The organism is Clostridium sp. CTA-7, from assembly GCF_054768095.1.
Window position 1 is genome coordinate 422,762 of the sequence record NZ_BAAAAV010000001.1, and the last position, 23,962, is coordinate 446,723.

Consider the following 23,962-nt stretch of genomic DNA (forward strand, 5'->3'; position numbering starts at 1 on the left):
TATCTAATTTTAAAGGGGCTCATGAAACGTGAGCCCCTTTGTAAGCGTTAATAGGAACTAATTGTAGGTGCTATAATGTTCTGTCTAATCTTAAAAGGGTGTCGCGAAATGTGCCCCCCTTTGTAAATCTTTGATTTTACTTCTTTTAAGAATTTTAGTAGATAAAAAATTATCTATTATATAAATATGCAAAAGAATATAGATTTTAAAAAATATATTATATAAAAAAATTAGAAAAAAATGTAAAAATCAGTTGACATTATATGTATATACTGTATATAGTATACATATACGGAAAATACAGTTTGAAAGGTGAAGAAATGAAAATAATAATTAGTAATTCATCTAAGCTTCCTATATATGAACAGATAGTAAATTCAATAAGAGAGGAAGTCATAAGTGGAGGATTAGAGCCAAATGAAAAATTACCTTCTATAAGGTCACTAGCTAAGGATTTAAACATAAGTGTTATTACAACTAAAAGAGCTTATGAAGAGCTTGAAAATCAAGGATTTATTGAAACAGTTGGGGGAAAGGGATGCTATGTTTCTTATTTTAATAAGGAACTTGTATATGAAGAGAAACTTAAAGAAATAGAAGAGAAATTAGAGGATATTATACAAACGGCAAGAACTATAAAGCTAAAAAAAGAAGATATTTATAAAATTATAGATTTGCTATATGAAGGAGAGTAAGTATGATTAGGGTGGAGAATTTAAATAAAGCTAGGGGGATTTTTAAACTTGAGAATATTTATTTTGAGTTAAAAAAAGGTTTTATAATGGGATTGGTAGGACCAAATGGATCTGGAAAAACAACTTTAATAAAAATGCTTCTTGGTTTAATTAAGGCTGATAGTGGTGAAATTAAAATATTTGATAAAGATATTTTTGAAGATGAGGTATATGTAAAAGATAATATAGGTTTTGTTTATGATAATTTAAATTTCTATGGTCACTTAAAAGTTAAGGATTTTAAGAGAATAGTTTCTAATTTTTATTCTAAATTTGATTCAGAGCTTTTTGATTCTTATATAGAAAGATTTGAAATAAATAATAAATCTTTAATAGGGAATCTTTCAAAGGGAGAAGTAATTAAAGTTATGATAGCAAATGCTTTATCCCATGATGCTAAGCTACTAATATTAGACGAACCAACAGCAGGATTAGATCCTATAATTAGGAAGGATATTTTAAAGCTTCTTCAAGAAGTAATAGAAGATGGAAATAGAAGTGTTATTATTTCTACGCATATAACTTCAGATTTAGATGGAATAGCAGATTATATAACCTTTATTAATAAAGGAAAATTAGTTTTATCAGAGGATATGGAATATATAAAGGATAGATATAGATTATTTAGAGGATCTAAGGAAGAACTTGAAAACAGTAATTTGAACTTTATTTCTAGAAAGGAATCAAAATACTATCATGAAGGGCTATTTATTAATAGAAAGGAATTAGATAATGAAAATATATCTATTCCAACTTTAGAGGATATAATTTATCACTATGTAAAGGGGGAAAAATAATGTTTAAACTTATAAAAAAAGATTTAATAGTAGGATTAAAAGTGAGATCCTTGAAGTCTGCTATTATTACATTTATAATTGTATTATTTTTATTAACAACTTTTTCATATGTATTTCCAACATTACTTCCAATAATGTTTACCTTTATTGTAGTCATGAATAGCTTTTATTATGATAGGTTAAATAATAGTGAAAGTTTTATATTAAGTCTTCCAAATAAAAGAGAGGATGTGGTTTATTCAAAATATATACTTACTTTAATAATACTTTTTATATCAATAATAATTATGTATATACTTTTTGGAATAAATATATTAAATTCTGCAAGAGTAATGGTTTTTCAAGATATATTTGTTGGCATGATAACTATATTATTTAGCTTTGCAATAATAATTCCAATTATATTTAAATATGGTTACAAGATAGGAAGAATTATTAGTTCTTTTATTATTATATTTATAGGATATTTAGTTTTTAAAAGTAATACTATTTCTAATTTTATTAGTAATGGAAGAGAAACACTTTTATTAAAGTTTTCACGAAAAATAGGTGTTTGTATCTATAATATATTTAGCTTAAAGAGTTATGACTTTAAAACTATGTCAGTAAATGTGTATTTTATTATTACATGCCTTATAGCATTAATTATATTTTTAGTATCTATGTATATTTCATTAAAGATTTATAAAAAGAAAGATATAGCTTAAGGGGGATAAGAAAATGAATAAAAAATTTATAATGATAAGTATAGGAATTTTTATATCAGTTTTTATATTCACTTTAGGCTTTAAATTTATATTAGGAGATAAGGTATTATTTGGTCAAGGAAATGATGAAGCTTTTAATAGTTCCAATCCTATAGTAAAATATGTAGGCTTCGAAGAAGACGAAAATATATTAAAGATAAAGATAAGTATAAAAAATAATTCTAATTATATTGCTAGTGTAAATAATGTAACTATGAGATTTGGAATTTTACCTAATGCAGTTAATGATTCTACAGTTAGTTCACGTAGTAATCCAATATTTGAAGGCTATGATAATGACTTTGAGAAAATAGCGAATGATCAGAATATAAAAATTAATAATTTTGATAGGGCTATATATCCTGGAGAAGAAAGAGAATATGCATTTGAAGTTACTAAAGGAATACACTTCGATAAAAAAGTGTTTGATACAAATAAAATGTATGTTTCATATAATATTAATTATTATAAATATAAAATTAAAGGAACTTTTATTGGAAATGTTATGGGTACTGGTGGTGGTGAAAGATTAGATAATTCATCAAATCCATATGTAATAGATTAATTTTAATGGGAGAAATTTTTATTCTCACTGGGGTATAAAAAATTTCAATTTAAAAAAGTAGAGAATCTGTTGATTCTCTACTTTTTTAGTTCAATTGTCCGAGTTACTAATGTAATGTTTTGGTTTCTTAAGACAATATATTATTTTGTGTAGTGAGGGAGGATTAATTTTAATCTCTATTTACTTTCTTTTTCAGCATCATAAATTTCTTCATAAGTTTTTTGCTCATTATTCATGTTTTGAACTATCTCTTCTGATTTTTCTCTTCTACATTTTTTACTTAGCATGCATGCTATTCCATCCATGTAAAACACCCCTTTATATTTTTTTATTTAATTCTTATTAATTTTAATATTCTCTTATTATTAATATAACTATAATATATTATAGCAAATTTGTCAATAAAAGTTACTAATTAATAATTGTTATTAATATATCTAGTTTGATAAATATTAAATGAACATTTTTTATACAGTATAAGAACTTTTTATTTATTTAAATATATTATTCTTTATTTTGCTAAATTATATAAGATTTTATTCATAAACCTGACAAATATAATATTTTTTTAGTTTATATATAAAGTTAAAATTTATATTTATATAGTAGTTTAATTATTAACTCCACATAAAAAATTCTATCTAAAAGATTTTGTCATATATAAAGTAGGTATAGGAATATATTTTAGTAAAAAGGGGGGGAGTAAATGAACTTTGAAGAATTTATAAAAAGTGATAGAGAAAGCAGAAACAAAGAAAAATTTGAAGGAACATTTCTTGATTATTTAGAGATAGTAAAAGAAAAGCCAGAGGTAGCCAAGCTTTCACATAAGAGAATTTATGATATGGTCGTTAGTAAAGGGATAGAAGTACTAAAGGGAGAAGAAAACCCTAAGGTAAAGAAAATATATGGAAATGATCCAATAAGAAGATATGGTTTTTTTAAAGATGATTTTTTTGGAATTGATAAGGTAATAATGAAGCTAGTAAACTACTTGCATTCAGCTTCAATGAAGGGAGAAGAGGCTAGGCAAGTATTATATTTAGTTGGTCCAGTTGGGGCAGGAAAGTCATCATTAGTTGAATCTCTAAAAAAAGCCTTAGTAGAATGTCCTCCAATATATTCATTAAAAGGGTGTCCAATGCATGAAGAACCATTACATTTAATACCTAAGCATTTAAGACCAAAATTTAAAGAATTATTAGGTGTTGAAATAGAAGGAGATTTATGTCCTGTATGTAAGTATAAGTTGGTTAATGAATTTAATGGTGAATATGAAAAATTCCCAGTGGAAACTAAGGGATTCTCCATTAGATCAAGAAAGGGAATAGGTGTTGTTCCTCCAGTAGATCCAAATAATCAAGATACTTCAATATTAACAGGTTCAATAGATATTTCCAAAATGGATATGTATCCAGAAGATGACCCAAGAATTTTTTCTTTAAATGGTGCATTTAATGTAGGTAATAGAGGACTAGTTGAATTTATTGAAGTATTTAAGAATGATGTTGAATATCTTCATACAATAATTACAGCAACACAAGAAAAATCTATACCTTCACCTGGTAAGGGATCTATGATTTATTTTGATGGTCTTATAGTAGCTCATTCAAATGAAGCTGAGTGGAATAAGTTTAAGTCAGATCATACAAATGAGGCTATATTAGATAGAATTGTGAAAATAGAGGTGCCATATTGTTTAGAACTTGACGAAGAAGTGAAAATATATGAGAAAATTTTAAAAAGGAGTAATTTTAATGCTCATATAGCTCCACATACAATGCAAGTAGCAGCTATGTTTGCAATACTTTCAAGACTATCAGCCTCTGCAAAGGTAGATCCTATAACAAAACTTAAGATTTACAATGGAGAAGAAATAGTTGAAAAAGGAAGTACTAAGAGAATTGATATAAATGAGTTAAGGGAAGAAGCAGGATCATATGAAGGTATGAAGGGAATTAGTACTAGATTTATAATTAAGGCAATAGATAATGCTCTTTCTAGCTCTGAATATAATTGTATAAATCCATTAAGTATAATGGAAAGTATAATAAAATCAGTTAAAGAAATGGATATAGGAGCAGAGGATAAAAAGAAGTATTTAGGATTTGTACAAGATACTATAAGAAAAGAATATAACAAGATATTAGAAAAAGAAATTACAAAGGCATTTATTCATTCATTTAGAGAACAAGCTGAGAGTTTATTTGATAATTATATAGATAACTCTGAAGCTTTTGTGAATAAGAGTAAAATAAAGGATTTATCAACTGGTGAGGAATTAAGCCCAGATGAAGAATTTATGAGAAGTATAGAAGAACAAATTGGAGTTTCAGAAAGTTCTTGTAAGGGCTTTAGAGCAGATGTTACTTCCTATATGTTCTATTTAGTTAGAAATGGAAGCAAGATAGATTATACTTCCTATGAACCTTTAAAGGAGGCTATTGAAAAGAAACTTATGGCATCTGTTAAGGATCTTTCAAGAATAATAACTAAATCTAGAGTTAGAGATAAGGATCAAGCTGAAAAATATTATTCTATGGTTGAGGAAATGAAGAATAATGGATATTGCTCTTATTGCTGTGATGTGATATTAAAATATGCTGCAAACAACTTGTGGAAGGATTGATAGAGATGGCAATCTTTAGAGATAGTGCAGATAACCCATTAGAGCATGACAGATCCATAGAGGATAGAAGAAGGCATAGACAATTAGTTGAAAAGTCTATAAAGGAAAATTTAGGGGATATTCTTTCAGAGGAAAGTATTATTGGTGAAAGTAAAAACAAGAAATTTAAAATCCCAATAAGAGGAATAAAGGAATATCAATTTGTATTTGGAAGGAATAATAAAGGGGTTGCTACTGGAGCTGGAGAGGAAAGAAGAGGAGATAAAATTTCAGATGGAAGTCCAAATGGAAAAGTAGGGAATAAAGGAGCAGGAAATTCACCAGGAGATGATATCTATGAAACTGAAATAACTATGGAAGAGCTTATGGACTATATTATAGAAGATTTAGAATTACCTAATTTAGATAGGAAAAGATATTCTGAAATAGTAACTGAAAGCTCAGGTAAAAAGCGTGGATATCAAAGATATGGAATAAACCCAAGACTTGCAAAGAAAAAGACTGTTATTGCAAAGATCTCTAGAAAGCAAGGGAAGAAAAGAGCTTTACTAGAAAGTGGATTAAAAGCAAATATAACTAGATTTCCATTTAGAGAAGAAGATCTTAGATATTATAAAGTTAAGAAAAAGCCTAAAAAAGAAAGTAATGCTGTAATGATATTTATTATGGACGTATCTGGATCTATGGATAGCAGTAAAAAGTATTTAGCAAGATCATTATTTTTTGTTTTATCTAGATTTATAAAAAGAAAATATAACAATATAGCTTTTGAGTTTGTGTCTCATACCACTGTTGCAAAAAAAGTAAATGAATATGAATTTTTTCATAAAGCAGAGTCAGGTGGAACTTATATATCAAGCGGACTTAATTTGGCATTAGATTTAATTAAAGAAAAGTATTCACCAGAAATGTGGAACATTTACCCTATATACGCTAGTGATGGGGATAACTGGAGTGAAGATAACGAAAGAGCTATGAAATCTGTAAAAGAATTATGTGAAATAAGCAATATGTTTGGATATGCAGAATTATTACCATCCACTTATTCAACAACAATGTACTATAGATTTAATAAAGAAATAAAATACAAGAACTTTATTTCTGTAATTGTGAAGGAAAAAAAGGATTTATGGGATGCATTAAAGATAATGTTGTCTAAAGAGCTAAAGGAGGAATAATTATGGAATACAATGTTAGTACTCTAGAAGAGTGGAATGAAATTATAGAAGAAAAGGCAAGAGAGATGGGACTTAAATTTTATCCACAAGAGTTTGAAGTAATAGGGTTTAATGAGATGCTAGGATATGAAGCTTATGTTGGTATGCCATCTAAATATCCTCATTGGAGCTATGGGAAAGCTTATGATAAAAATAAAACATTATACTCATTAAATATGACTGGATTACCTTATGAAATGGTTATAAATTCAAACCCTTGTCTTGCATATTTAATGAGAGAAAACACCTTGCTTTTACAAATATTAACTATGGCACATGTTTATGGACATAATGATTTCTTTGCAAATAATAGAATGTTTGTAGAGGGAACTAATGCAAAAGGTGCTTTAGAAATGTTTAAATTAGATGCAGAGATAATTAGAGGATATATAAATGATCCAAGTATAGGCTATGAGAAGGTTGAAAAAATATTAGATGCAGCACATGCAATTAAATTTCAAATACCTAGAGTGGTTGGAGTTAAAGAATTAAATAGTGAGGAAATAAAAGAAAGTAAAATTGCTGAATATTATTCAAAAAAAGAAAATAGAGGAATATTAGATTCTAATGAAGAAATTCCTTTTCCAGATGTATCTAAAATACCAGTAGAACCTTGTGATGATGTTTTAGGATTTTTAATAAGATATACTACTTTAGAAGAATGGGAAAAAAATATATTAAGAATAGTAAGAAGAGAAACACAATATTTTTTACCTCAAATAGAAACAAAAATAATGAATGAAGGTTGGGCAAGCTTTTGGCACTATAATATATTAAAAGAGCTAAATTTAAATGATGGATTACATTTTGAATTTTTAAAAAGGCATAATGATGTAGTAGCACCTATGGTTGGTGGTCTAAACCCGTATTATATAGGATTTAAAATATTTCAAGATATTGAAAAAAGATTTGGTATAGAAAAAATATTTGAAGTTAGAAAAACAGAAAGAGATAGTTCTTTCTTAAGACGATACTTAACAAGAGATCTTTGTGAAGAACTTAATTTATTTCAATATGTTAAAAAGAGCTTCGATTATGTAATTGAAGAGATATCAGATGAAATTGGGTGGAAGAAAATAAGAGATCATCTAGCAGATACCTGTGGTATTGCATCTATTCCATATATAAGGGTAACTGATTTAAATAGAAGAGATTTAACTTTAACACTAGAACACTTTTTTGATGGCCGTGAGCTTGAAATGTCATATGCTAAGGAAACCTTAAAATATCTTCAAGATCTATGGGGACATAAGGTAAGGCTTATAACAAAGACAAAAGAAGGAAAAGAAATAGAAATATCTTGTGATGAAGATAGGAAAGTTTCTATTAATTAGCTAATAGTTATATTTAAAATAAAGGCGAAGATAAATAGAATATGTGTAGTAAGCATATAGTGAGCAGTTAGAAGTACTTGGTGAAGGAAGAACTACTAGACCTTAGAGTTGTTGGTTTGTTTGAGTGTAGCGAATTTAAGCAAAACTCTTGGCATAGTAGTTTTTCGGAGCCTAGTACTTCTTTGCGTAGCTATTTAGCTTATGGAACATGTCTATTTATCGTAGCTCTTATATTCTCAATTTATTACTTAAGGGCACACTTAAATATGAGGTTGCATAAATTATAAGTGTATAAATTTTTAGGAGATAGAAATGGACTTTAAGGGAAGTAAAACTGAACAAAATCTTTATAAGACCTTTGCAGGGGAATCTAGAGCAAGAAATAAATATAATTTATATGCTGAAAGAGCAAGATTAGATGGATACCAATGGGTAGCAGAAATATTTGATGAAACAGCACATAATGAATTTGCTCATGCTAGAGAATCTTATGGAACATTTTTAAATTTAATAGGATGTACTAAAGATAACTTATTAGACTGTATTTTAGGTGAAACAGAGGAATATAAAATTATATACAAAGGGTTTGAAGAAGATGCAAGAGCAGAAGGGTTTATGGAAATAGCTGATTTTTACAAAGAGTTAGCTGAAACAGAAGAAAAGCATGCAGAAAGATTTAAAGCATTATACGATAAAATTGAAGATGGTACTATGTTTAAGAGCTCTGAAGAATCATTATGGATATGTATGAATTGTGGATATATCCATGAGGGAAAAGAAGCACCATTAGTTTGCCCACTATGTAAATATCCAAGAGCATACTTCAAACCATACTGTAAGGTTACAAATTCTTAAGGAGGCAGGTTATGTTTATATCAATACCAAAAGAGTTCTTTGTACCTGTATTGTTTAGTGAAGAGTTTAGATATAATTTTGAATCAAATACAATGGAATATGATACAGAAGAAACTACAAATGAAGAAGAAATATTTAAAAATAGTAGAAAAAGGTTAGCTGATATAGATTATATTGCAGATAAAAAGGATACTGAAGAAACAGAGGAAATTGTAGAGGATAACTTAAAAAATATAGAAAATGAAATTATAGAAGATTTTATTTTAAGGTATATAAAGGAATTTATGCGATATACTGAGGAGCTAAAGGAATATAGAGCTTTTGATAGTAATGAAGAAGAAATAATAAATCAATTAAACTTTCATGTAAAGAAGTTTAGAAATATTTATAATGAATATATAAATTTAATTTACAATACTAGAAAGCCATTATCTAAACCTGATATAGAAAGAATAATAAATCATTATGTTGGAGAAATTCATGGTGTTTATGATAAACATTTAAATTCATTAGATTGCAAAAAAATAGATTGTGAGCACATTGAAAATAAGGCAGAGGAAGTAGTTAATGATACAAAAGATGTATTAGAGCATTATATGAGAAAATTAAATTATAGTAATAATGATGACGAATGTAAGAAGCATAAAGATGTAGAAGAAGAATTTAAATATAGTGATAATGTTTTTAATATAGCAGATGATGAATTTATAAAGGGGATGAAGAGGGAAGAGGTGATTGATTGGGGTATAAAGATTTAATTAGAGGACAATATAACGAAATCAATAACTTAACTAACTTACTTAGTTCTATGGTTAATTCATATAGGCTATTAATTGGAGGCGCAAACGAATTAAATAATATATCAGAGGCTAAAAAAAGCCAAGTTAAAGAAGCTGTTGAAAGGGCAGATGATTTAGGTGATATAATAGATGAAATTATAAAGACAATAGAGGAGTGTAGTACTTCTTATACAAAATATTGTAAAATTAAAAAACAATTTATTGAGGAAAAGACAAATAAACATAATATATTAACAGAGATAGATTTTGATTTAGATTTTGATAATTCAGAAAGAGAAGGTGAAGAATAAAAAATAAAGCTATTCCAATTTTTTATTGAAATAGCTTTATTTTTTATTGAAATAGCTTTTTGCTTTTATCATATTTGTGACTAAAGTTTTTTTAATTTAAATGTACTTACCATAAGATATGAACCAAGTGCTAGAAGTATTATTGGAATCCATGGAGTCAATTTATAATTTACTGTAAAAAATACAAATATAGCCATGAAACTTCCGGCAATAGTTATAGGAACTCCTGTAAATACTCCATCAAATGAAGATGTATTATATCTAGCTAATCTATAGGCTCCACATATAGGGAAGGCTAATAAAACGGCAAAACCTATTATTCCAGCTGGTCCTACCTTTGCTAAATCATACATTAAGAAGATAAGTATAGATGGTGCAACTCCAAAGGATACTAAATCAGCTAATGAATCTAATTCCTTTCCAAGTTCACTAGAAACATTTAGCCATCTAGCCACTCTTCCATCATATCTATCTACAAGGCCTGCTATTAATATAAAGAAGCAAGCGAATAAATAATTTTGATCAAAAGTGTATAAAATAGATATTATGCCACATGATAAATTAATAAATGTAAAAACATTTGGAATACAACTCTTTTTCATAAAATCACTCCTGGTTTAAACCATTAATATTATTTATTTTCTAATCTCTGTTGTCAATGCAATATTATATCACATATTTATAATAAATATAAGATATTTAAAGGTTAAATTAATTATTAAGGTAAAATTAAGAATTATAATTAATAATTAATTTGATTTATATGTAAAATATAGTAATATACTATATATAAATATATGAATCATTATATTTATTGTATGGAATTATATAATTTTTATAATTGGAATATAATACAAAATTAGCCTAGGAGGGGTACTGTGAAAAAAGTAAAATTTATTTATAACCCATACTCGGGAGAAAATCTAATATTAGATAAACTAGACAAGGTTATAAAAATACATCAGAATGCAGGGTACACTATAGTACCGTATAGAATAGATAAAGACGAGGATGTTATAAATGCTTTTAATGACTTTAAAGATAATAACTATTATTATATTCTAATAGCTGGTGGAGATGGAACAATAGATAATGTAGTTAATGCAATGGCTAAGTCGGGAATTTCAATACCAATAGGAATATTACCAGTGGGAACTGCAAATGATTTTGGGAAATTTTTAGGTATGCCATCTGATATTGGAAAGGCATGTAAACAAATATTATCATCAGAAGTAACTTCTGTAGATTTAGGAAGTATAAATGATAAGTATTTTGTTAATGTAGCAAGTACAGGATTGTTTACAGATGTATCACAAAAAACAGATGTTAACTTAAAAAATACTATAGGTAAGCTGGCATATTATTTAAAAGGATTAGAAGAGCTTCCTAACTTTAGAAAACTTGACATAAGTATTAGATCAGAAGAAATGACATATGAAGGAAAAATGTACTTTATGCTAGTTTTTAATGGTCAAACGGCTGGTAATTTTAAGTTAGCTACAAGAGCAGATGCAACAGATGGACAGCTTGATGTAATTATATTTAAAGCTATTCCTATAATAGAATTAATCCCTCTATTTGTTAAAATGTTAAGAGGCGAACATCTAGATTCAGATAATGTTATTTATTTTAAAACAAATAATCTATATGTAGAATGTAATGAGAATATAGTTACTGATATAGATGGAGAAAAAGGGCCAGATTTTCCACTTCATATAAAATGCATAAAAGGTGGACTAAAAATTTTAGGAGTAAAATAATATAAAGTTAGAATAAAATAAGAAATTTATTAATAATTATAAATAGCAGGAATATAAAAGGGTGGGGGATTAGTTGTTAGAATTTAGCTATTTATGTCTTTTGCTATTTACAATTACATTTATATTATATTTAGAAAAAAGGAATTTAGATTTATCACCTAAAAAGATAAAATTATTTGTAAGTATATCATTAATGCCACTAATATTAAGATATATTGTACTACTACTTGGGGTATTTATAGAAAAGCAAGGGATAATATACTTTTTAAAGTACTACGTATTTTTTAACTATTTTAGTGTACCATTAATAATACTATCAGCTTTATATATTTTCTTAAGAAATGAAAAGCAGAAGTTTAATAGAAATTATATTTTTATGATAATTTTAGCTTTATTATATGTTGCATTAGTATATACATATAAAATTAGCATAAGTATAACTAATAATTTTGGATTTGTTATTTCATTAAAAGATGGAATGATACCAATTTTAATATATTTAATTATAATAGCTTCTTTATCAGTATTTATATTAATTAATTTAGATAAACCATTTAGTAATAAAGTTGGGATGAGGATACTTTTAATAAGCTTAATGCTATATATAATAGAGTATATTTTGCTTTTAGGTGGAATAAATATATATCCATATCCAATAATTGGAGAAGTATTAATATTAGGTTGTTTATTAAAAGCAATATGCACATTTAAATAATTATTTAAATAAAAAGTGAGAGTTAATTTTTAACTCTCACTTTTTATAATTTATTCTTTATAGTAGTTTAAGTGTGGATAGTAACTTTATGGCTAATTAGAGCGAAGCGACGTAGCAAAGAAAATTACTATCTACACTAAATACATTTCTCATTTAAAGAAAATAGGTTGCCTTTTTAGCAGGATTTAATATAATATAGTATTGGAGACGTTATGTATAATAAAATTAAAAATTATTTATTCTAAATAAATAAGGGGTGAATTTAAAATGGAGGGTGTCCCTCAGAGTAGTGACTTATCAAAATTGAATATTGGAACTTTAGAGGAGATAGACTTCATTATAAATTAGGTTTTATTATATTTATTGTCTAACTCCTCTAAAGGTGAGGAGGAAAAGATATGAAGAGACTATCAGTATTTCTATACACAAATATCTTAGGGAGAAAAATATACGATGAGTTTGACGAAAGTATAGGAGAACTTAAAGATATTTATGTAACCACTGAAGATGGCTATCCAAGGGTAATTGGGTATAAAGTGAGAAGAGATGGATATACTTTTCACTATGAATTTAGAAGTATTGCTTTTTATCAACAAGATAACAAGATAAAAATAGTTACAAGAGGAAGTAAAGAAATACTTCCAAGAACATATTCTTATCTTTTGTCAGAACACTTACTAGATAAAAAGATAGTAGATATAAATGGAAGGCAAGTAGTTAGAGTTGATGACCTAAGAATAGCTGAAATTGCTGGAGAATACAAGGTAATAGCTGTTGAAACAGGTCCTCTTGCAAGATTTAGAAGAATGAACTGTACAAAGCTTGGAAGCTTTATATATAAGATTCTTAAAAAAGATTATGAAGATAGAGTTTTAATGTGGGATGATGTTGAGTCCTTAGAAATGGTAAATAACAATTTGCAGATATCAGTGCCATATAAAAAACTTTCAACACTTCATCCGGCAGACTTAGCTGATATATTAGAAAACTTAGATGCTAGTTCAAGAAAACAAATTTTTGAGTCATTAGATGAAGATTTAGCAGCAGATACTTTAGAAGAAATAGAACCAGAATATAAGGGTAGCATAATAAAAGATTTAAGTGAAACAAAGGCAGCTGAACTTCTAGAAAATATGCCTAATGATGAAATTGCAGATATATTAGATGATTTAGATGATGAAGAGAGAGAAAAAATACTTGTAAACCTAGAAAGAGAAGATGCTGAAGAAGTAAAAGAGCTTTTAAGCTATGAGGATGAAGCTGTTGGTAGTATAATGAGTACAGATTTTATTTCATTTAATTTAGATATAACAATAGGTGAAATAATTGATATATTAAGAGAAATGGAAGAACCAGAAGAAGAGGAATTATATAGAATTTATATTACTGATGAAGAAGATAGAATATTAGGTTCTATTAACCCAGCAGATTTAATTTTAAATAAACCTAATGTTAAGGTTAGGGATATAATGAGTGAAAATATAAATGTTATACGACATGATGCAAATGTAGACGAGGCAATTGAACTTGCAGCTAAATATGATTTATTATCAATACCTGTAATTGATGAAGATGACAAATTAATAGGTGCTGTAAATTCTCATGATTTAATAGATGAAATATTATATCCACTTTGGAAGAAAAAGATAAAATAGAAAAAATTAAGTGGGTTGACAATTAAATGCTTAAGCATATAATGAAAATATAAAACTTACTAAAGTACTCAGAATTAAAAACTGTGAAAAAGAGAAGTAGTATAGAGTGGGGTTACAGAGAGGAAAGCATGCTGAGAGCTTTTTACCTATAATTTATATGAAGTGCACTTTGGAGTTGAAGTTTGAATTATAGTAGGACTTTCCGGTATCATCCGTTATAATGATAATGCATTAATTTGCATTAATGAGTGAGATTAAATTATTAATCTAATTAGAGTGGAACCACGGAGTTAACTTCGTCTCTATATTGTTTAGAGACGAAGTTTTTTGCATTTTAAGTTTAACTAAGTTATTAGGAGGAAAAGATGATATATAATGGAGTATTAGAGCTAATAGGAAAAACGCCAATTTTAAAATTAAATAACCTAATAGATGAAAATAGCGCAGATGTTTATGTTAAGTTAGAAAAATATAATCCAGGTGGAAGCATTAAGGATAGAGCAGCATTAGGAATGATTGAAAAAGCAGAAAAAGAAGGTCTTTTGAAAGAAGGCTCAATAATAGTAGAACCGACAAGTGGAAATACTGGAATAGCTTTAGCAATGATAGGTAGACTAAAAGGATATAAGGTTATAATAGTTATGCCAGACAGTATGAGTAAGGAAAGAAGAGACTTAATAAAGGCATATGGAGCAGAGCTTATATTAACTGATGGAGCAGAAGGTATGAATGGAGCTATAGAAAAGGGAAAAGAGCTAGCTAAACAAGATAATTACTTTATGCCACAACAATTTGAAAATTTAGCAAATCCAGAAAAGCATTATGAAACTACCGCCGAAGAAATATGTTCTGAAATAAATGACTTAGATGTATTCGTTGCTGGCGTAGGAACAGGTGGGACCATAACAGGAGTAGGGAGAAAGCTTAAAGAGAATATAAAAGGAATAAAAATAATAGCAGTAGAACCAATTAAGTCACCAGTATTAAGTGGTGGAAAAGCAGGAGCTCATAATATACAGGGATTAGGTTCAGGATTTATACCAGAAATATATAATCCAGAATGTATAGATGAAGTTAAGAAGGTTTCAGATGAAGATGCTTTTAGGTTAACTAAAGAAATTGCGGTTAAAGAAGGAATATTACTAGGTATATCATCAGGAGCAGCTATATTTGCAGCTTTAGAAGAAGCGAAGAAATTAGGTAAGGGCAAAAAGGTTTTAGCAATATCACCAGATGGTGGAGAAAAGTATATATCAATGGGAATTTATGATTAATATTAGCTATAAGTAATTTTAACAAAGGGGGAATAGCTGTGTTTGAAAAATTAAGATACGATATAAATAATATATATAAAAGTGACCCAGCTGCAAGAAGTAAATTCGAAGTACTTTTGTTATATCCTTGTATTCACGCTATTATAGCATATAGAATAGCACATTTTTTATATAATCATAAGTGTTTTTTTTGTGCAAGGCTATTATCGCAAATGGCTAGATTCATAACTGGAATAGAAATTCATCCGGGAGCTAAAATTGGAAAAGGACTATTTATAGATCATGGTATGGGAGTAGTAATAGGGGAAACAAGTGAAATCGGAGATAATGTTACTATATATCATGGAGTTACTCTTGGAGGAACAGGAAAAGAAAAAGGAAAAAGACATCCAACTGTTGAAGATGATGTTATAATCGGTGCAGGAGCAAAAGTTCTAGGACCTATAACTTTAAAAAAAGGATCTAGGGTTGGAGCTAACACTGTAGTTTTAAAAGAAGTTCCTGAAAAGGCTACTGTTGTTGGATGCGCAGGAAGAAATATTATAAAGAATATTAATGATATAATTGAAGTAATAGATGAAGATGGAAATAGAAAAACAATATATAATAATATGATTATATAGAGGTTATTATGATTAAAGAAAATATAATAAACTATTGTAACTCATTAGGTTTAGATACCTTAGGTTTTATAAAATGTAGGGAATTTACAGAACTTAAGGATTTCTTTTATGAAAGAAGAAAACAAGGTCTAGAAAATGAGTTTGAAGAAAAAGATATTGAAAAGAGAATTAATCCTTTAAATTATATGAATGAAGGGAAAACTATTATATCAATAGCTTTCCCTTATCTTCATGATGTAGATTATTTTGATAATGGATTTTCAGTATATACAAGAGGTATGGATTATCATAAAGTAGTAAAATCATACTTAAGCAAGATATGTGAATATATTGAAAATATTGGGGGAAAAGCTATTTCATTTGTGGATAATAATTTTTTACCTGAAAGATATATTGCTTATTTGGCAAGAGTGGGGTTTATTGGTAAAAATAATTTAATAATTACAGAAAAGTATGGATCATATGTATTTTTAGGAGAAATAATAACAGACTTAGAAATAAATTGTGATGAAGAAAGAAGTTTCAATGAAATTTCTTTATTTAAAGAATGTGGAGAGTGTCAATTATGTTATAAAAGCTGTCCAAGTAAAGCTATAAATGCATATAGAAAAAATAGCAATATATGTGTTTCATATTTTACCCAAAAAAAAGATTTAGAAGATAAACATATAAAATTATTAAAGGGAAGAGTTTTTGGATGTGACAGCTGTCAAACAAGTTGTCCGTACAACAATAATATAAGATTTTCCAATATAAATGAGTTTTATCCCTTTGAATTTATGAATAGAGAAAATACTATAGAGTTAGCTAACATAAATACTAGAGAGTTTAAAGAGAGCTTTTTAAATACTTCTTGTGGTTGGAGAGGAAAAAATGTGTTAAAAAGGAATGCTCTAATTAAAATGAAAGATAATAATGGAGATATTAGTGCAATAAAAACAGATTCTCTTTATTTAAAAGATTATGTTAATAGACTTTTAAATAGTAATAAAATATAATATTACATATAACAATAGGAAGTGAGGGATAATAATGTTATCACCAACATTAGTAAAGGTAATAAATGTTTTACCAGAATCATTAGTAGTAAAGATAACAAAAATTATTGTAAATAAGTATTTTAAAAAATATGCAAATATTAAAATAGAGGGATTCGAAAATATAGAAAAAGCAAAGGGGCCTAAAATATTCATATGCAATCATTTAAGTAATGCAGATGGGTTAATATTAGATAAAATTCTTAGAAAAGAATATGATCCAACCTTTGTTGCTGGAGTAAAACTTTCGAATGATCCTGTAACTAGACTAGGAACTGCAATGATAAAAAATGTAGGAATTAAACCGAATTCTGCAGATAAAGAGGCTATTACAAAGATAGTTAAGCTTGTTAAAGGTGGAGAAAATCTAGTTATTTTCCCAGAAGGAACAAGAAGTAGAGTTGGATCTATGATTGAAGGAAAAAGGGGAATACTATTAATAGCAAGACTTACAAAAGCACAAATAATACCAATTGGTATGTATGGAACAGAAATACTTTTACCTATAAATAAAGAGGGAGATATGGGTGGAGAAAAGTTTAATTATTCAGATGTAAATATTAAATTTGGAGAACCTATAGAACTACCTTTAAAGGAAAAAGATGAAGATAAGCATGATTTTGATGAAAGATCTATGATATACATAATGAAGTCAATTGCTAATTTACTACCTGAAAAATATAGAGGAATATATAAATAGGTGATTTTATGAAGCAAAGAACAAAAACTATATTAGAAATACTAAAAGAAGAATATCCAGATGCAAAATGTGAATTAAATCATGAATCTGCATTTCAACTTTTAGTTGCAACTATACTATCAGCACAAACTACAGATAAAAAGGTAAATGAAGTAACAGAAACCTTATTTAGAGATTATCCAGATTTAGATGCATTTCTAAAATTAGATGTAGAAGAGTTAGAAGAAAGAATAAAACAAATTGGACTTTACAGAAGTAAAGCAAAGAACTTAATAATGATGTGTAATCAGCTTAAAGAAAAATTTGGTGGAGAAGTTCCAAACACAATGGAAGAGATAACATCATTAGCAGGGGCAGGAAGAAAAACTGCAAATGTAGTTTTATCAAATGCTTTTGGAGTACCGTCTATAGCTGTTGATACCCATGTATTTAGAGTTTCAAATAGATTAGGTCTTGCAGATTCTGAGAATGTATTAGAAGTAGAAAAGCAACTTCAAAAAGAACTTCCTAAAAAAGAATGGAGTTTAGCTCATCATCTTTTAATATTTCATGGAAGAAGATGTTGCATAGCTAGAAATCCAAAATGTGAGCAATGTAGATTAACAAAACAATGTAAGTATTATAAGGAAATTAAGAAAAAAGAAATAAAAAAGAAATAAAAGGTTATAAAGTTTATTTTAAATTAGGATTTGTCAGATATTTTTGTTGATATGATAGTTGCATAATCACATATGAGCAAGTTTTTAGAATTTCATTATTTCTGTAGTAAATAATAGAAATTCTTAACGTAGCGAATTAGTGATGAAGTAACCATCATATCAACATTTTCCTTTAACAGAGACTAAATTAAAAATTTCTAGCTGATATGATTAAATTTATATAAACTGATACTTACAATCTAGTCAGTTATTTTATATAATAAACTAGATTTAAATTTAATTGGAGGTCTTGAAATGAAAGTTGGAGTTTTAATGGGGGGAATATCTTCAGAAAGAGAAGTATCATTAAATAGTGGAAACTCTATGATGCAACATATAAATAAGGAAAAGTATGAAGTGGTTCCTGTTGTTATAGATAAAAAAGAAGATGTTATAGAAAAGGTAAAAGATTTAGATTTTGCTTTACTTGCACTACATGGTAAATTTGGTGAAGACGGTACTGTTCAGGCAGTATTACAAACATTAGGTATTCCATATTCAGGATGTGATACATTAAGCAGTTCATTATGTATGGATAAAGATTTAACTAAAACAGTATTAAAGGCTAATGGAGTAAGAACTGCAAGATGGTTAAATGTTAAATCAGTAGAAGAAATTGATTATAATAAAATAGAAGAAATTGGATATCCAGTTTTTATAAAACCTACTAATGGTGGATCTAGTGTTGCAACATTTAAGATAACAAAAAAAGAAGATGTCGAAAATGCAGTTTTAGAAGGACTAAAATGGGACAAAGAGGTTATGATAGAAGAATTTGTTAAAGGTGATGAAATAACTTGTCCGGTTTTTGAGAATGAAATGTTCCCAGTTCTTGCAATAAAGGCAAAAACTGATTTCTATGATTATGAACAAAAGTATTCTGCAAATGGAGCTGAACATTATGCAATAAATTTAGAAAAAAATCTTCATAAAGAAGTAGAAAAGATGGCACTAGACACATATAAAGCATTAAAATGTTCTGTATATGCTAGAATTGATATGATAATTACAGAAGATAGTGTTCCATATGTATTAGAAGTAAACACTTTACCAGGAATGACAGCAACAAGTCTTTTCCCACAAAGTGCAGCTGAAAAAGGAATAAGCTATACTGAATTTATAGATATGATAATAGAATATTCATTAAAAAAATAAAATAGATAGTAAAAGTTTATATTAATATTTAGATAGGTGTGATTTTAAAATAATAAAATCATACCTATTTTTTATATAAGTAAATTATGAAAATTTAATTATTAATCAAAGTATTTTCCAAAAAAATGAAACGTATAATAAAGTGAGGTCTATATATTTGTATAATAGGAGGAATTATTATGAATTTCATTTTCTTAGTTTTAATTGGATCTATTTTAGGACTACTATTTGCAGTTTATCAAGGTTACTTTATATTAAAACAAGATGAAGGAGACGAGAAGATAAAAAGCATTTCAGAAAACATTAAAAAAGGGGCAAACGCATATTTAACTAGACAATATAAAGGAGTAGCAATATTCTTTATTTTGATGTTTGTTATATTTTTTATATTAAGTACCTTAGGATATGTTTCAATATTTGTACCTTTTTCTTTTATTATTGGAGGATTCTTATCAGGTCTTAGTGGATTTATTGGAATGAAAGTTGCAACAAATGCAAATGGAAGAACAACAACAGCAGCTAAAAAAAGCTTAAATGGAGCTTTAAAGGTTTCTTTTAAAAGTGGATCTGTAATAGGAATTGTAGTTGTTTCATTAGGATTACTTTATATAGGATTAGGATATTTATTTTTAGATTGGTATTATAGAGATTTAATAGAGTCAGAACGTATAATTCAAATTACTTCCAATATATTAACTTTTGGTATTGGGGCATCTTCTATGGCTTTATTTGCAAGAGTTGGGGGAGGAATATTTACTAAAGCTGCAGATGTAGGAGCAGACCTGGTTGGTAAGGTTGAAGTTGGTATTCCAGAGGATGATCCAAGAAATCCAGCAGTTATAGCAGATAATGTAGGCGACAATGTTGGGGATGTTGCCGGAATGGGAGCAGATTTATATGAATCTTATGTGGGAGCTTTAGTTTCATCTTGTGCTTTAGCAGTAGCAGCAGGTTTATCTACAAAGGGGGTAGCAGTTCCTTTATTAGTTGCAACTTTAGGAATACTGGCATCTATATTTTCTACATTCTTTGTTAAAGCAAAAGAAGATGCAACTCAAAAAAATCTCTTAAAAGCTTTAAGAAGAGGTGTATATATATCATCAGTAATTGTAGCTGTAGGATCATTTTTTATAGTAAAGGTTGTATTAGGAACTGAGAATATAGGAATTTATTTTAGTATATTATCAGGACTAATTGCAGGAATATTAATAGGATTTTTTACAGAATATTATACTTCAGACAACTATAATCCAACAAAAAAATTAGCTGATATGACTAAAACTGGTCCAGCAACTACAATAATTGGAGGATTATCCTTAGGGATGGTATCTACTGCAATTCCAGTAATTATTGTTTCTTTATCAGTTTTAATAAGCTTCAATTTGTCAGGAGGAGCAAATGATTTTAATTTAGGGTTGTATGGTATAGCTATTTCAGCAGTAGGTATGTTATCAACTTTAGGAATAACTTTAGCTACTGATGCTTATGGACCAATTGCAGATAATGCAGGCGGAATAGCAGAAATGTCAAATCAAGATCCAGAAGTTAGAAAAAGAACAGATGCATTAGATTCCCTAGGAAATACAACAGCAGCAACAGGTAAGGGTTTTGCCATAGGATCAGCAGCGTTAACTGCTCTTGCATTTATTGCAGCTTATAAGGACTCAATTGAAAATATAGTGAAGAGTGGAGCTTATAAATTTGAATTTAATTTATCGATATTGAATCCACAGGTACTTATAGGGCTATTTATTGGAGGAATGGTAACATTTTTATTTTCTTCAAAGACAATGGATGCAGTTGGACGAGCTGCCTCTAAAATTGTTGTAGAAGTAAGAAGACAATTTAAGGAGATTCCAGGTCTTATGGAAGGAAAATCAGAGCCAGATTATGCTGCTTGTGTTGATATTTGTACAAAATCAGCTCAAAGAGAACTTATAACCATAGCTATAATAGCGATAGTAACACCACTTGTTGTTGGATTATTATTAGGACCTAATGGTGTAGCAGGGTTACTTGCAGGTTCTACAGTAACCGGTTTTGCAGTTGCAATTATGATGTCAAATTCAGGTGGAGCCTGGGACAATGCTAAAAAGTATATAGAGTCAGGAGTTTTAGGTGGAAAGGGATCAGATTGTCATAAGGCGGCTGTAGTTGGTGATACAGTAGGAGATCCATTTAAAGATACTACAGGACCATCAATAAATATATTAATTAAGCTTATGTCAATGGTATCAATAGTTTTTGGAGCTCTAGTTTTAGCTTTTGGTATTCTTTAATTTAATATAATTTTCAATATATAAGGGAGGCTATGAAATCGAGCTTCCCTTATGGTTTAAATAAAAATAATTAGAAAAATGTGAAAATGTTAACAGGAATATATTGACAACGATTAATTACAAGCGTAAACTCAATATATAAATTACGAATGTAGTCAATGGGGGTTGATATTTATGAGTAAGTTACCTAGAATATCTGATGCAGAATGGGAAGTTATGAAAATAATTTGGAGATTAGAAGAAGTGACTTCAAGTGAAGTAATTGATAATCTTAAAGATAAGCAAAATTGGAAGAATACTACAATAAAAAGCCTTATAAGTAGGTTATTAAATAAAGAGGCTATAGGATTCAAAAAAGTAGGAAAAGAATATTTTTATTTTCCACTTGTATCTGAAGAAGAATGTATAAAAGAAGAAATGGAATCTTTTTTAAATAAAGTTTTTAATGGTTCATTGAATAGCATGTTACTTAGCTTTATTAAATCAAATAATTTAACAGAAGAAGAGATAAGGGAGTTAAAAGATGCTTTAAATATGCGTTATGCATTGGAGGAAAAATAAAATGAATTATCTTAAAGGCTTCAGATTTAAAGATTTATTGTTTGGAATAGTTATAATTACAGTTTTAGTTTTAGTAGGAATTGGGATAGCTTATAAAGTTAACAGTAAGGGTATAACTCAAATTAATAATAAAAAAGTTACTAGTATTTCTATCAAGTTAATGCCATCATCACCTAAACAAAAAGTTATAGATAATAAAAATGATATTGATAAGATAATAAAACATATAAATTCAATAAAAGTAAAAGAAAAAAAGCAAGAACCTTATAAAGGCTGGGAAATTAATATATCAATTTTAGGGGAAGAAAATTGCGATATTAGCTTTGTAGGAGAATATATTAATGTGAATGGAACTCAATATAGAGTAAGTAAAGATGAAATTGAAAAGTTAAGAAGGTTGTATGATAGCTTAAATTATGATGAAACATATGTATTGGATAAAACTGATGAAAAATTAAATTATACTAGCTTAATTAAAGGATTAATAAATAATAATTTAAAGATAGAAGAAATAGATAAAAGGACTTCTGCAGCAAAGGACAATGGATATTGTGCTAACATTTATAATCTAAAAATAAATGATGAAGATTTATTAGTGTATGAATATAATGATACTAAAGCCGCATTAAGTGAAGCAAATCTTATTAATGAAGATTCATTAAGGCAAATATATTATTCAGATGAAGATATGATAATAGATAGATTAAAGCTACTTTCTATTAATAATGCATATTTAAAGGTCAATCTTGTTTGTTTATATGATGGAGATTCAACAGAAATAAAAGAAGGATTACAATCACTTTTAGGCGAACCATTAATAAAGCAAAGTAAAGATCAATTAGTAATTTCGGATAATAGTGTAATCCTTAGATATCCAGCAAACTGGGATTATTATCAAACACCAAAGGAAATACTTATAGGAAAAGATTCTTATAAAGCAGATACTAGATTTATAAAGGTTAATAAAAATATATGTGAAGTTCCTATTGAAAGAGATGACTTAATCCATAAAATGAGAAAGTTTGATGAAGATGAGCTTAATGTTAATTGGATTTCAAAAATTGATAGTAATAATAAAGAGTTTTTAACTAAGATAGCTAGAGATGATTTTATAAGAGTTAGCAGATTAGGAAATACTTATGTAGACATCAATAAAGTTTATCCTGAAATTGAAATTGACTCAATTGATAAAACTTTAATTGGGAAAAAGCTATATGAGGAATATATAAAAATGCATACTACAAATTGGAGATTTCTTTTAGCTAATAATATTAAAAAAGAACCAGAAGTAACAGTTCTTGATAGCAAAGTTAGTGATGTTAGCCTTGTGGAAGAAGGTAAGAATGTATTTACAGTTAGTATCTCTTATGATATTAAAACTGCAAATGAAAATAGTCCTTGGCTTGCAGGGACTGGAGTAACAGAAGAAGATAATTGGATAAGGCATAAAATTCATATTGCAGATATAGAAAAGGTAGGAGAAAATAGATATAGAATTATAAATTTATATAATTAATTAAGCATAAAAAATAAATAGT

At 27.8% G+C, this 23,962-nt stretch carries 24 protein-coding genes and 1 other annotated feature; of the genes, 22 read left to right on the top strand and 2 right to left on the bottom strand.

The genetic code is table 11. The features are described 5' to 3' along the window. Nucleotides 1-320: 320 nt before the first annotated feature. From ACYUEX_RS01830 to ACYUEX_RS01845, 4 genes are read left to right on the top strand one after another with little or no spacing between them, the layout of a single operon-like run. On the top strand, nt 321-695 hold the full coding sequence (locus ACYUEX_RS01830) for a GntR family transcriptional regulator (protein WP_411169987.1): 375 nt from the start codon (nt 321-323) through the stop codon (nt 693-695). Nucleotides 696-697: 2 nt separating this feature from the next. Continuing rightward, on the top strand, nt 698-1,531 hold the full coding sequence (locus ACYUEX_RS01835; protein ID WP_411169988.1) for an ABC transporter ATP-binding protein: 834 nt from the start codon (nt 698-700) through the stop codon (nt 1,529-1,531). Further along, nucleotides 1,531-2,238, top strand: a complete 708-nt coding sequence (locus ACYUEX_RS01840) for an ABC-2 transporter permease (RefSeq protein WP_411169989.1) — start codon at nt 1,531-1,533, stop codon at nt 2,236-2,238. The genes ACYUEX_RS01835 and ACYUEX_RS01840 overlap by 1 nt, the downstream gene beginning before the upstream one ends. 13 nt (nt 2,239-2,251) lie before the next feature. Continuing rightward, nucleotides 2,252-2,842 carry a hypothetical protein gene (locus ACYUEX_RS01845; RefSeq protein ID WP_322382028.1) on the top strand — a complete coding sequence of 197 codons (591 nt, stop codon included), beginning with the start codon at nt 2,252-2,254 and terminating at the stop codon, nt 2,840-2,842. A 176-nt stretch (nt 2,843-3,018) separates the two neighbouring features. Here ACYUEX_RS01845 and ACYUEX_RS01850 read toward each other — a convergent pair whose 3' ends face one another. After that, entirely contained in the window at nt 3,019-3,147 is a 129-nt protein-coding gene (locus ACYUEX_RS01850) for a hypothetical protein (protein WP_411169990.1), read from the bottom strand. A 401-nt stretch (nt 3,148-3,548) separates the two neighbouring features. Between ACYUEX_RS01850 and ACYUEX_RS01855 the strand changes: the two genes are divergently transcribed. The 6 genes from ACYUEX_RS01855 to ACYUEX_RS01880 all read left to right on the top strand — a co-directional run bounded on the left by ACYUEX_RS01855 (nt 3,549) and on the right by ACYUEX_RS01880 (nt 9,967). Then, the gene (locus ACYUEX_RS01855) at nt 3,549-5,471 is read left to right on the top strand and encodes a serine protein kinase (protein WP_460286309.1); all 1,923 of its coding nucleotides are present in this window, start codon (nt 3,549-3,551) and stop codon (nt 5,469-5,471) included. 5 nt (nt 5,472-5,476) lie between these two features. After that, the gene (yhbH, locus tag ACYUEX_RS01860; protein ID WP_460286310.1) at nt 5,477-6,649 is read left to right on the top strand and encodes a sporulation protein YhbH; all 1,173 of its coding nucleotides are present in this window, start codon (nt 5,477-5,479) and stop codon (nt 6,647-6,649) included. Between the two features lie 2 nt (nt 6,650-6,651). Further along, the gene (locus ACYUEX_RS01865; protein WP_460286311.1) at nt 6,652-8,022 is read left to right on the top strand and encodes a SpoVR family protein; all 1,371 of its coding nucleotides are present in this window, start codon (nt 6,652-6,654) and stop codon (nt 8,020-8,022) included. A 312-nt stretch (nt 8,023-8,334) separates the two neighbouring features. Beyond that, on the top strand, nt 8,335-8,877 hold the full coding sequence (locus tag ACYUEX_RS01870) for a rubrerythrin family protein (RefSeq protein ID WP_460286312.1): 543 nt from the start codon (nt 8,335-8,337) through the stop codon (nt 8,875-8,877). Nucleotides 8,878-8,888: 11 nt separating this feature from the next. Further along, on the top strand, nt 8,889-9,635 hold the full coding sequence (locus ACYUEX_RS01875; RefSeq protein ID WP_460286313.1) for a hypothetical protein: 747 nt from the start codon (nt 8,889-8,891) through the stop codon (nt 9,633-9,635). Next, nucleotides 9,617-9,967 (top strand): hypothetical protein, encoded by a 351-nt coding sequence (locus tag ACYUEX_RS01880; RefSeq protein ID WP_460286314.1) that lies wholly within the window; start codon nt 9,617-9,619, stop codon nt 9,965-9,967. The genes ACYUEX_RS01875 and ACYUEX_RS01880 overlap by 19 nt, the downstream gene beginning before the upstream one ends. 80 nt (nt 9,968-10,047) lie before the next feature. Here the strand turns inward: ACYUEX_RS01880 and pssA are convergent, their stop codons facing one another. Further along, a complete protein-coding gene (pssA, locus tag ACYUEX_RS01885) occupies nt 10,048-10,569 on the bottom strand; it encodes a CDP-diacylglycerol--serine O-phosphatidyltransferase (RefSeq protein WP_411169996.1) in 522 nt (173 codons plus the stop codon). A 276-nt stretch (nt 10,570-10,845) separates the two neighbouring features. On the opposite strand from pssA, the gene ACYUEX_RS01890 reads away from it, so the two are divergent. From ACYUEX_RS01890 to ACYUEX_RS01945, 12 genes are all read left to right on the top strand, one after another. Then, a complete protein-coding gene (locus ACYUEX_RS01890; protein WP_411169997.1) occupies nt 10,846-11,727 on the top strand; it encodes a YegS/Rv2252/BmrU family lipid kinase in 882 nt (293 codons plus the stop codon). 73 nt (nt 11,728-11,800) lie between these two features. Next, nucleotides 11,801-12,442 carry a hypothetical protein gene (locus ACYUEX_RS01895; protein ID WP_460286315.1) on the top strand — a complete coding sequence of 214 codons (642 nt, stop codon included), beginning with the start codon at nt 11,801-11,803 and terminating at the stop codon, nt 12,440-12,442. 398 nt (nt 12,443-12,840) lie between these two features. Next, nucleotides 12,841-14,097 carry a magnesium transporter MgtE N-terminal domain-containing protein gene (locus tag ACYUEX_RS01900; RefSeq protein WP_460286316.1) on the top strand — a complete coding sequence of 419 codons (1,257 nt, stop codon included), beginning with the start codon at nt 12,841-12,843 and terminating at the stop codon, nt 14,095-14,097. A 74-nt stretch (nt 14,098-14,171) separates the two neighbouring features. Then, nucleotides 14,172-14,404 (top strand) — a binding site (T-box leader). Between the two features lie 58 nt (nt 14,405-14,462). After that, complete coding sequence (cysK, locus tag ACYUEX_RS01905) at nt 14,463-15,371, top strand: cysteine synthase A (protein WP_460286317.1); 909 nt, start codon at nt 14,463-14,465, stop codon at nt 15,369-15,371. A gap of 38 nt (nt 15,372-15,409) precedes the next feature. Next, on the top strand, nt 15,410-15,994 hold the full coding sequence (gene epsC, locus ACYUEX_RS01910; RefSeq protein ID WP_460286318.1) for a serine O-acetyltransferase EpsC: 585 nt from the start codon (nt 15,410-15,412) through the stop codon (nt 15,992-15,994). An 8-nt stretch (nt 15,995-16,002) separates the two neighbouring features. Continuing rightward, nucleotides 16,003-16,992, top strand: coding sequence for a tRNA epoxyqueuosine(34) reductase QueG (queG, locus tag ACYUEX_RS01915; protein WP_460286319.1), 990 nt, complete (start codon nt 16,003-16,005; stop codon nt 16,990-16,992). A gap of 34 nt (nt 16,993-17,026) precedes the next feature. Continuing rightward, the gene (locus ACYUEX_RS01920; protein WP_460286320.1) at nt 17,027-17,731 is read left to right on the top strand and encodes a lysophospholipid acyltransferase family protein; all 705 of its coding nucleotides are present in this window, start codon (nt 17,027-17,029) and stop codon (nt 17,729-17,731) included. An 8-nt stretch (nt 17,732-17,739) separates the two neighbouring features. Then, complete coding sequence (nth, locus tag ACYUEX_RS01925) at nt 17,740-18,390, top strand: endonuclease III (protein WP_460286321.1); 651 nt, start codon at nt 17,740-17,742, stop codon at nt 18,388-18,390. A gap of 294 nt (nt 18,391-18,684) precedes the next feature. Next, a complete protein-coding gene (locus ACYUEX_RS01930; RefSeq protein WP_460286322.1) occupies nt 18,685-19,584 on the top strand; it encodes a D-alanine--D-alanine ligase in 900 nt (299 codons plus the stop codon). Nucleotides 19,585-19,763: 179 nt separating this feature from the next. Beyond that, nucleotides 19,764-21,863 carry a sodium-translocating pyrophosphatase gene (locus tag ACYUEX_RS01935; RefSeq protein ID WP_460286323.1) on the top strand — a complete coding sequence of 700 codons (2,100 nt, stop codon included), beginning with the start codon at nt 19,764-19,766 and terminating at the stop codon, nt 21,861-21,863. A gap of 174 nt (nt 21,864-22,037) precedes the next feature. Next, a complete protein-coding gene (locus ACYUEX_RS01940; RefSeq protein WP_460286324.1) occupies nt 22,038-22,424 on the top strand; it encodes a BlaI/MecI/CopY family transcriptional regulator in 387 nt (128 codons plus the stop codon). Between the two features lies 1 nt (nt 22,425). Continuing rightward, entirely contained in the window at nt 22,426-23,940 is a 1,515-nt protein-coding gene (locus ACYUEX_RS01945) for a hypothetical protein (RefSeq protein ID WP_460286325.1), read from the top strand. The last annotated feature ends 22 nt before the right edge of the window (nt 23,941-23,962 follow it).

Bases quoted from the DNA above. Each gene is read 5' to 3' on its own strand.
- ACYUEX_RS01830 (WP_411169987.1), top strand. From the start codon at position 321: ATGAAAATAATAATTAGTAATTCATCTAAGCTTCCTATATATGAACAG.
- ACYUEX_RS01835 (WP_411169988.1), top strand. From the start codon at position 698: ATGATTAGGGTGGAGAATTTAAATAAAGCTAGGGGGATTTTTAAACTT.
- ACYUEX_RS01840 (WP_411169989.1), top strand. From the start codon at position 1,531: ATGTTTAAACTTATAAAAAAAGATTTAATAGTAGGATTAAAAGTGAGA.
- ACYUEX_RS01845 (WP_322382028.1), top strand. From the start codon at position 2,252: ATGAATAAAAAATTTATAATGATAAGTATAGGAATTTTTATATCAGTT.
- ACYUEX_RS01850 (WP_411169990.1), bottom strand. From the start codon at position 3,147: ATGGATGGAATAGCATGCATGCTAAGTAAAAAATGTAGAAGAGAAAAA.
- ACYUEX_RS01855 (WP_460286309.1), top strand. From the start codon at position 3,549: ATGAACTTTGAAGAATTTATAAAAAGTGATAGAGAAAGCAGAAACAAA.
- yhbH (WP_460286310.1), top strand. From the start codon at position 5,477: ATGGCAATCTTTAGAGATAGTGCAGATAACCCATTAGAGCATGACAGA.
- ACYUEX_RS01865 (WP_460286311.1), top strand. From the start codon at position 6,652: ATGGAATACAATGTTAGTACTCTAGAAGAGTGGAATGAAATTATAGAA.
- ACYUEX_RS01870 (WP_460286312.1), top strand. From the start codon at position 8,335: ATGGACTTTAAGGGAAGTAAAACTGAACAAAATCTTTATAAGACCTTT.
- ACYUEX_RS01875 (WP_460286313.1), top strand. From the start codon at position 8,889: ATGTTTATATCAATACCAAAAGAGTTCTTTGTACCTGTATTGTTTAGT.
- pssA (WP_411169996.1), bottom strand. From the start codon at position 10,569: ATGAAAAAGAGTTGTATTCCAAATGTTTTTACATTTATTAATTTATCA.
- ACYUEX_RS01900 (WP_460286316.1), top strand. From the start codon at position 12,841: ATGAAGAGACTATCAGTATTTCTATACACAAATATCTTAGGGAGAAAA.
- cysK (WP_460286317.1), top strand. From the start codon at position 14,463: ATGATATATAATGGAGTATTAGAGCTAATAGGAAAAACGCCAATTTTA.
- queG (WP_460286319.1), top strand. From the start codon at position 16,003: ATGATTAAAGAAAATATAATAAACTATTGTAACTCATTAGGTTTAGAT.
- ACYUEX_RS01920 (WP_460286320.1), top strand. From the start codon at position 17,027: ATGTTATCACCAACATTAGTAAAGGTAATAAATGTTTTACCAGAATCA.
- nth (WP_460286321.1), top strand. From the start codon at position 17,740: ATGAAGCAAAGAACAAAAACTATATTAGAAATACTAAAAGAAGAATAT.
- ACYUEX_RS01930 (WP_460286322.1), top strand. From the start codon at position 18,685: ATGAAAGTTGGAGTTTTAATGGGGGGAATATCTTCAGAAAGAGAAGTA.
- ACYUEX_RS01935 (WP_460286323.1), top strand. From the start codon at position 19,764: ATGAATTTCATTTTCTTAGTTTTAATTGGATCTATTTTAGGACTACTA.
- ACYUEX_RS01940 (WP_460286324.1), top strand. From the start codon at position 22,038: ATGAGTAAGTTACCTAGAATATCTGATGCAGAATGGGAAGTTATGAAA.
- ACYUEX_RS01945 (WP_460286325.1), top strand. From the start codon at position 22,426: ATGAATTATCTTAAAGGCTTCAGATTTAAAGATTTATTGTTTGGAATA.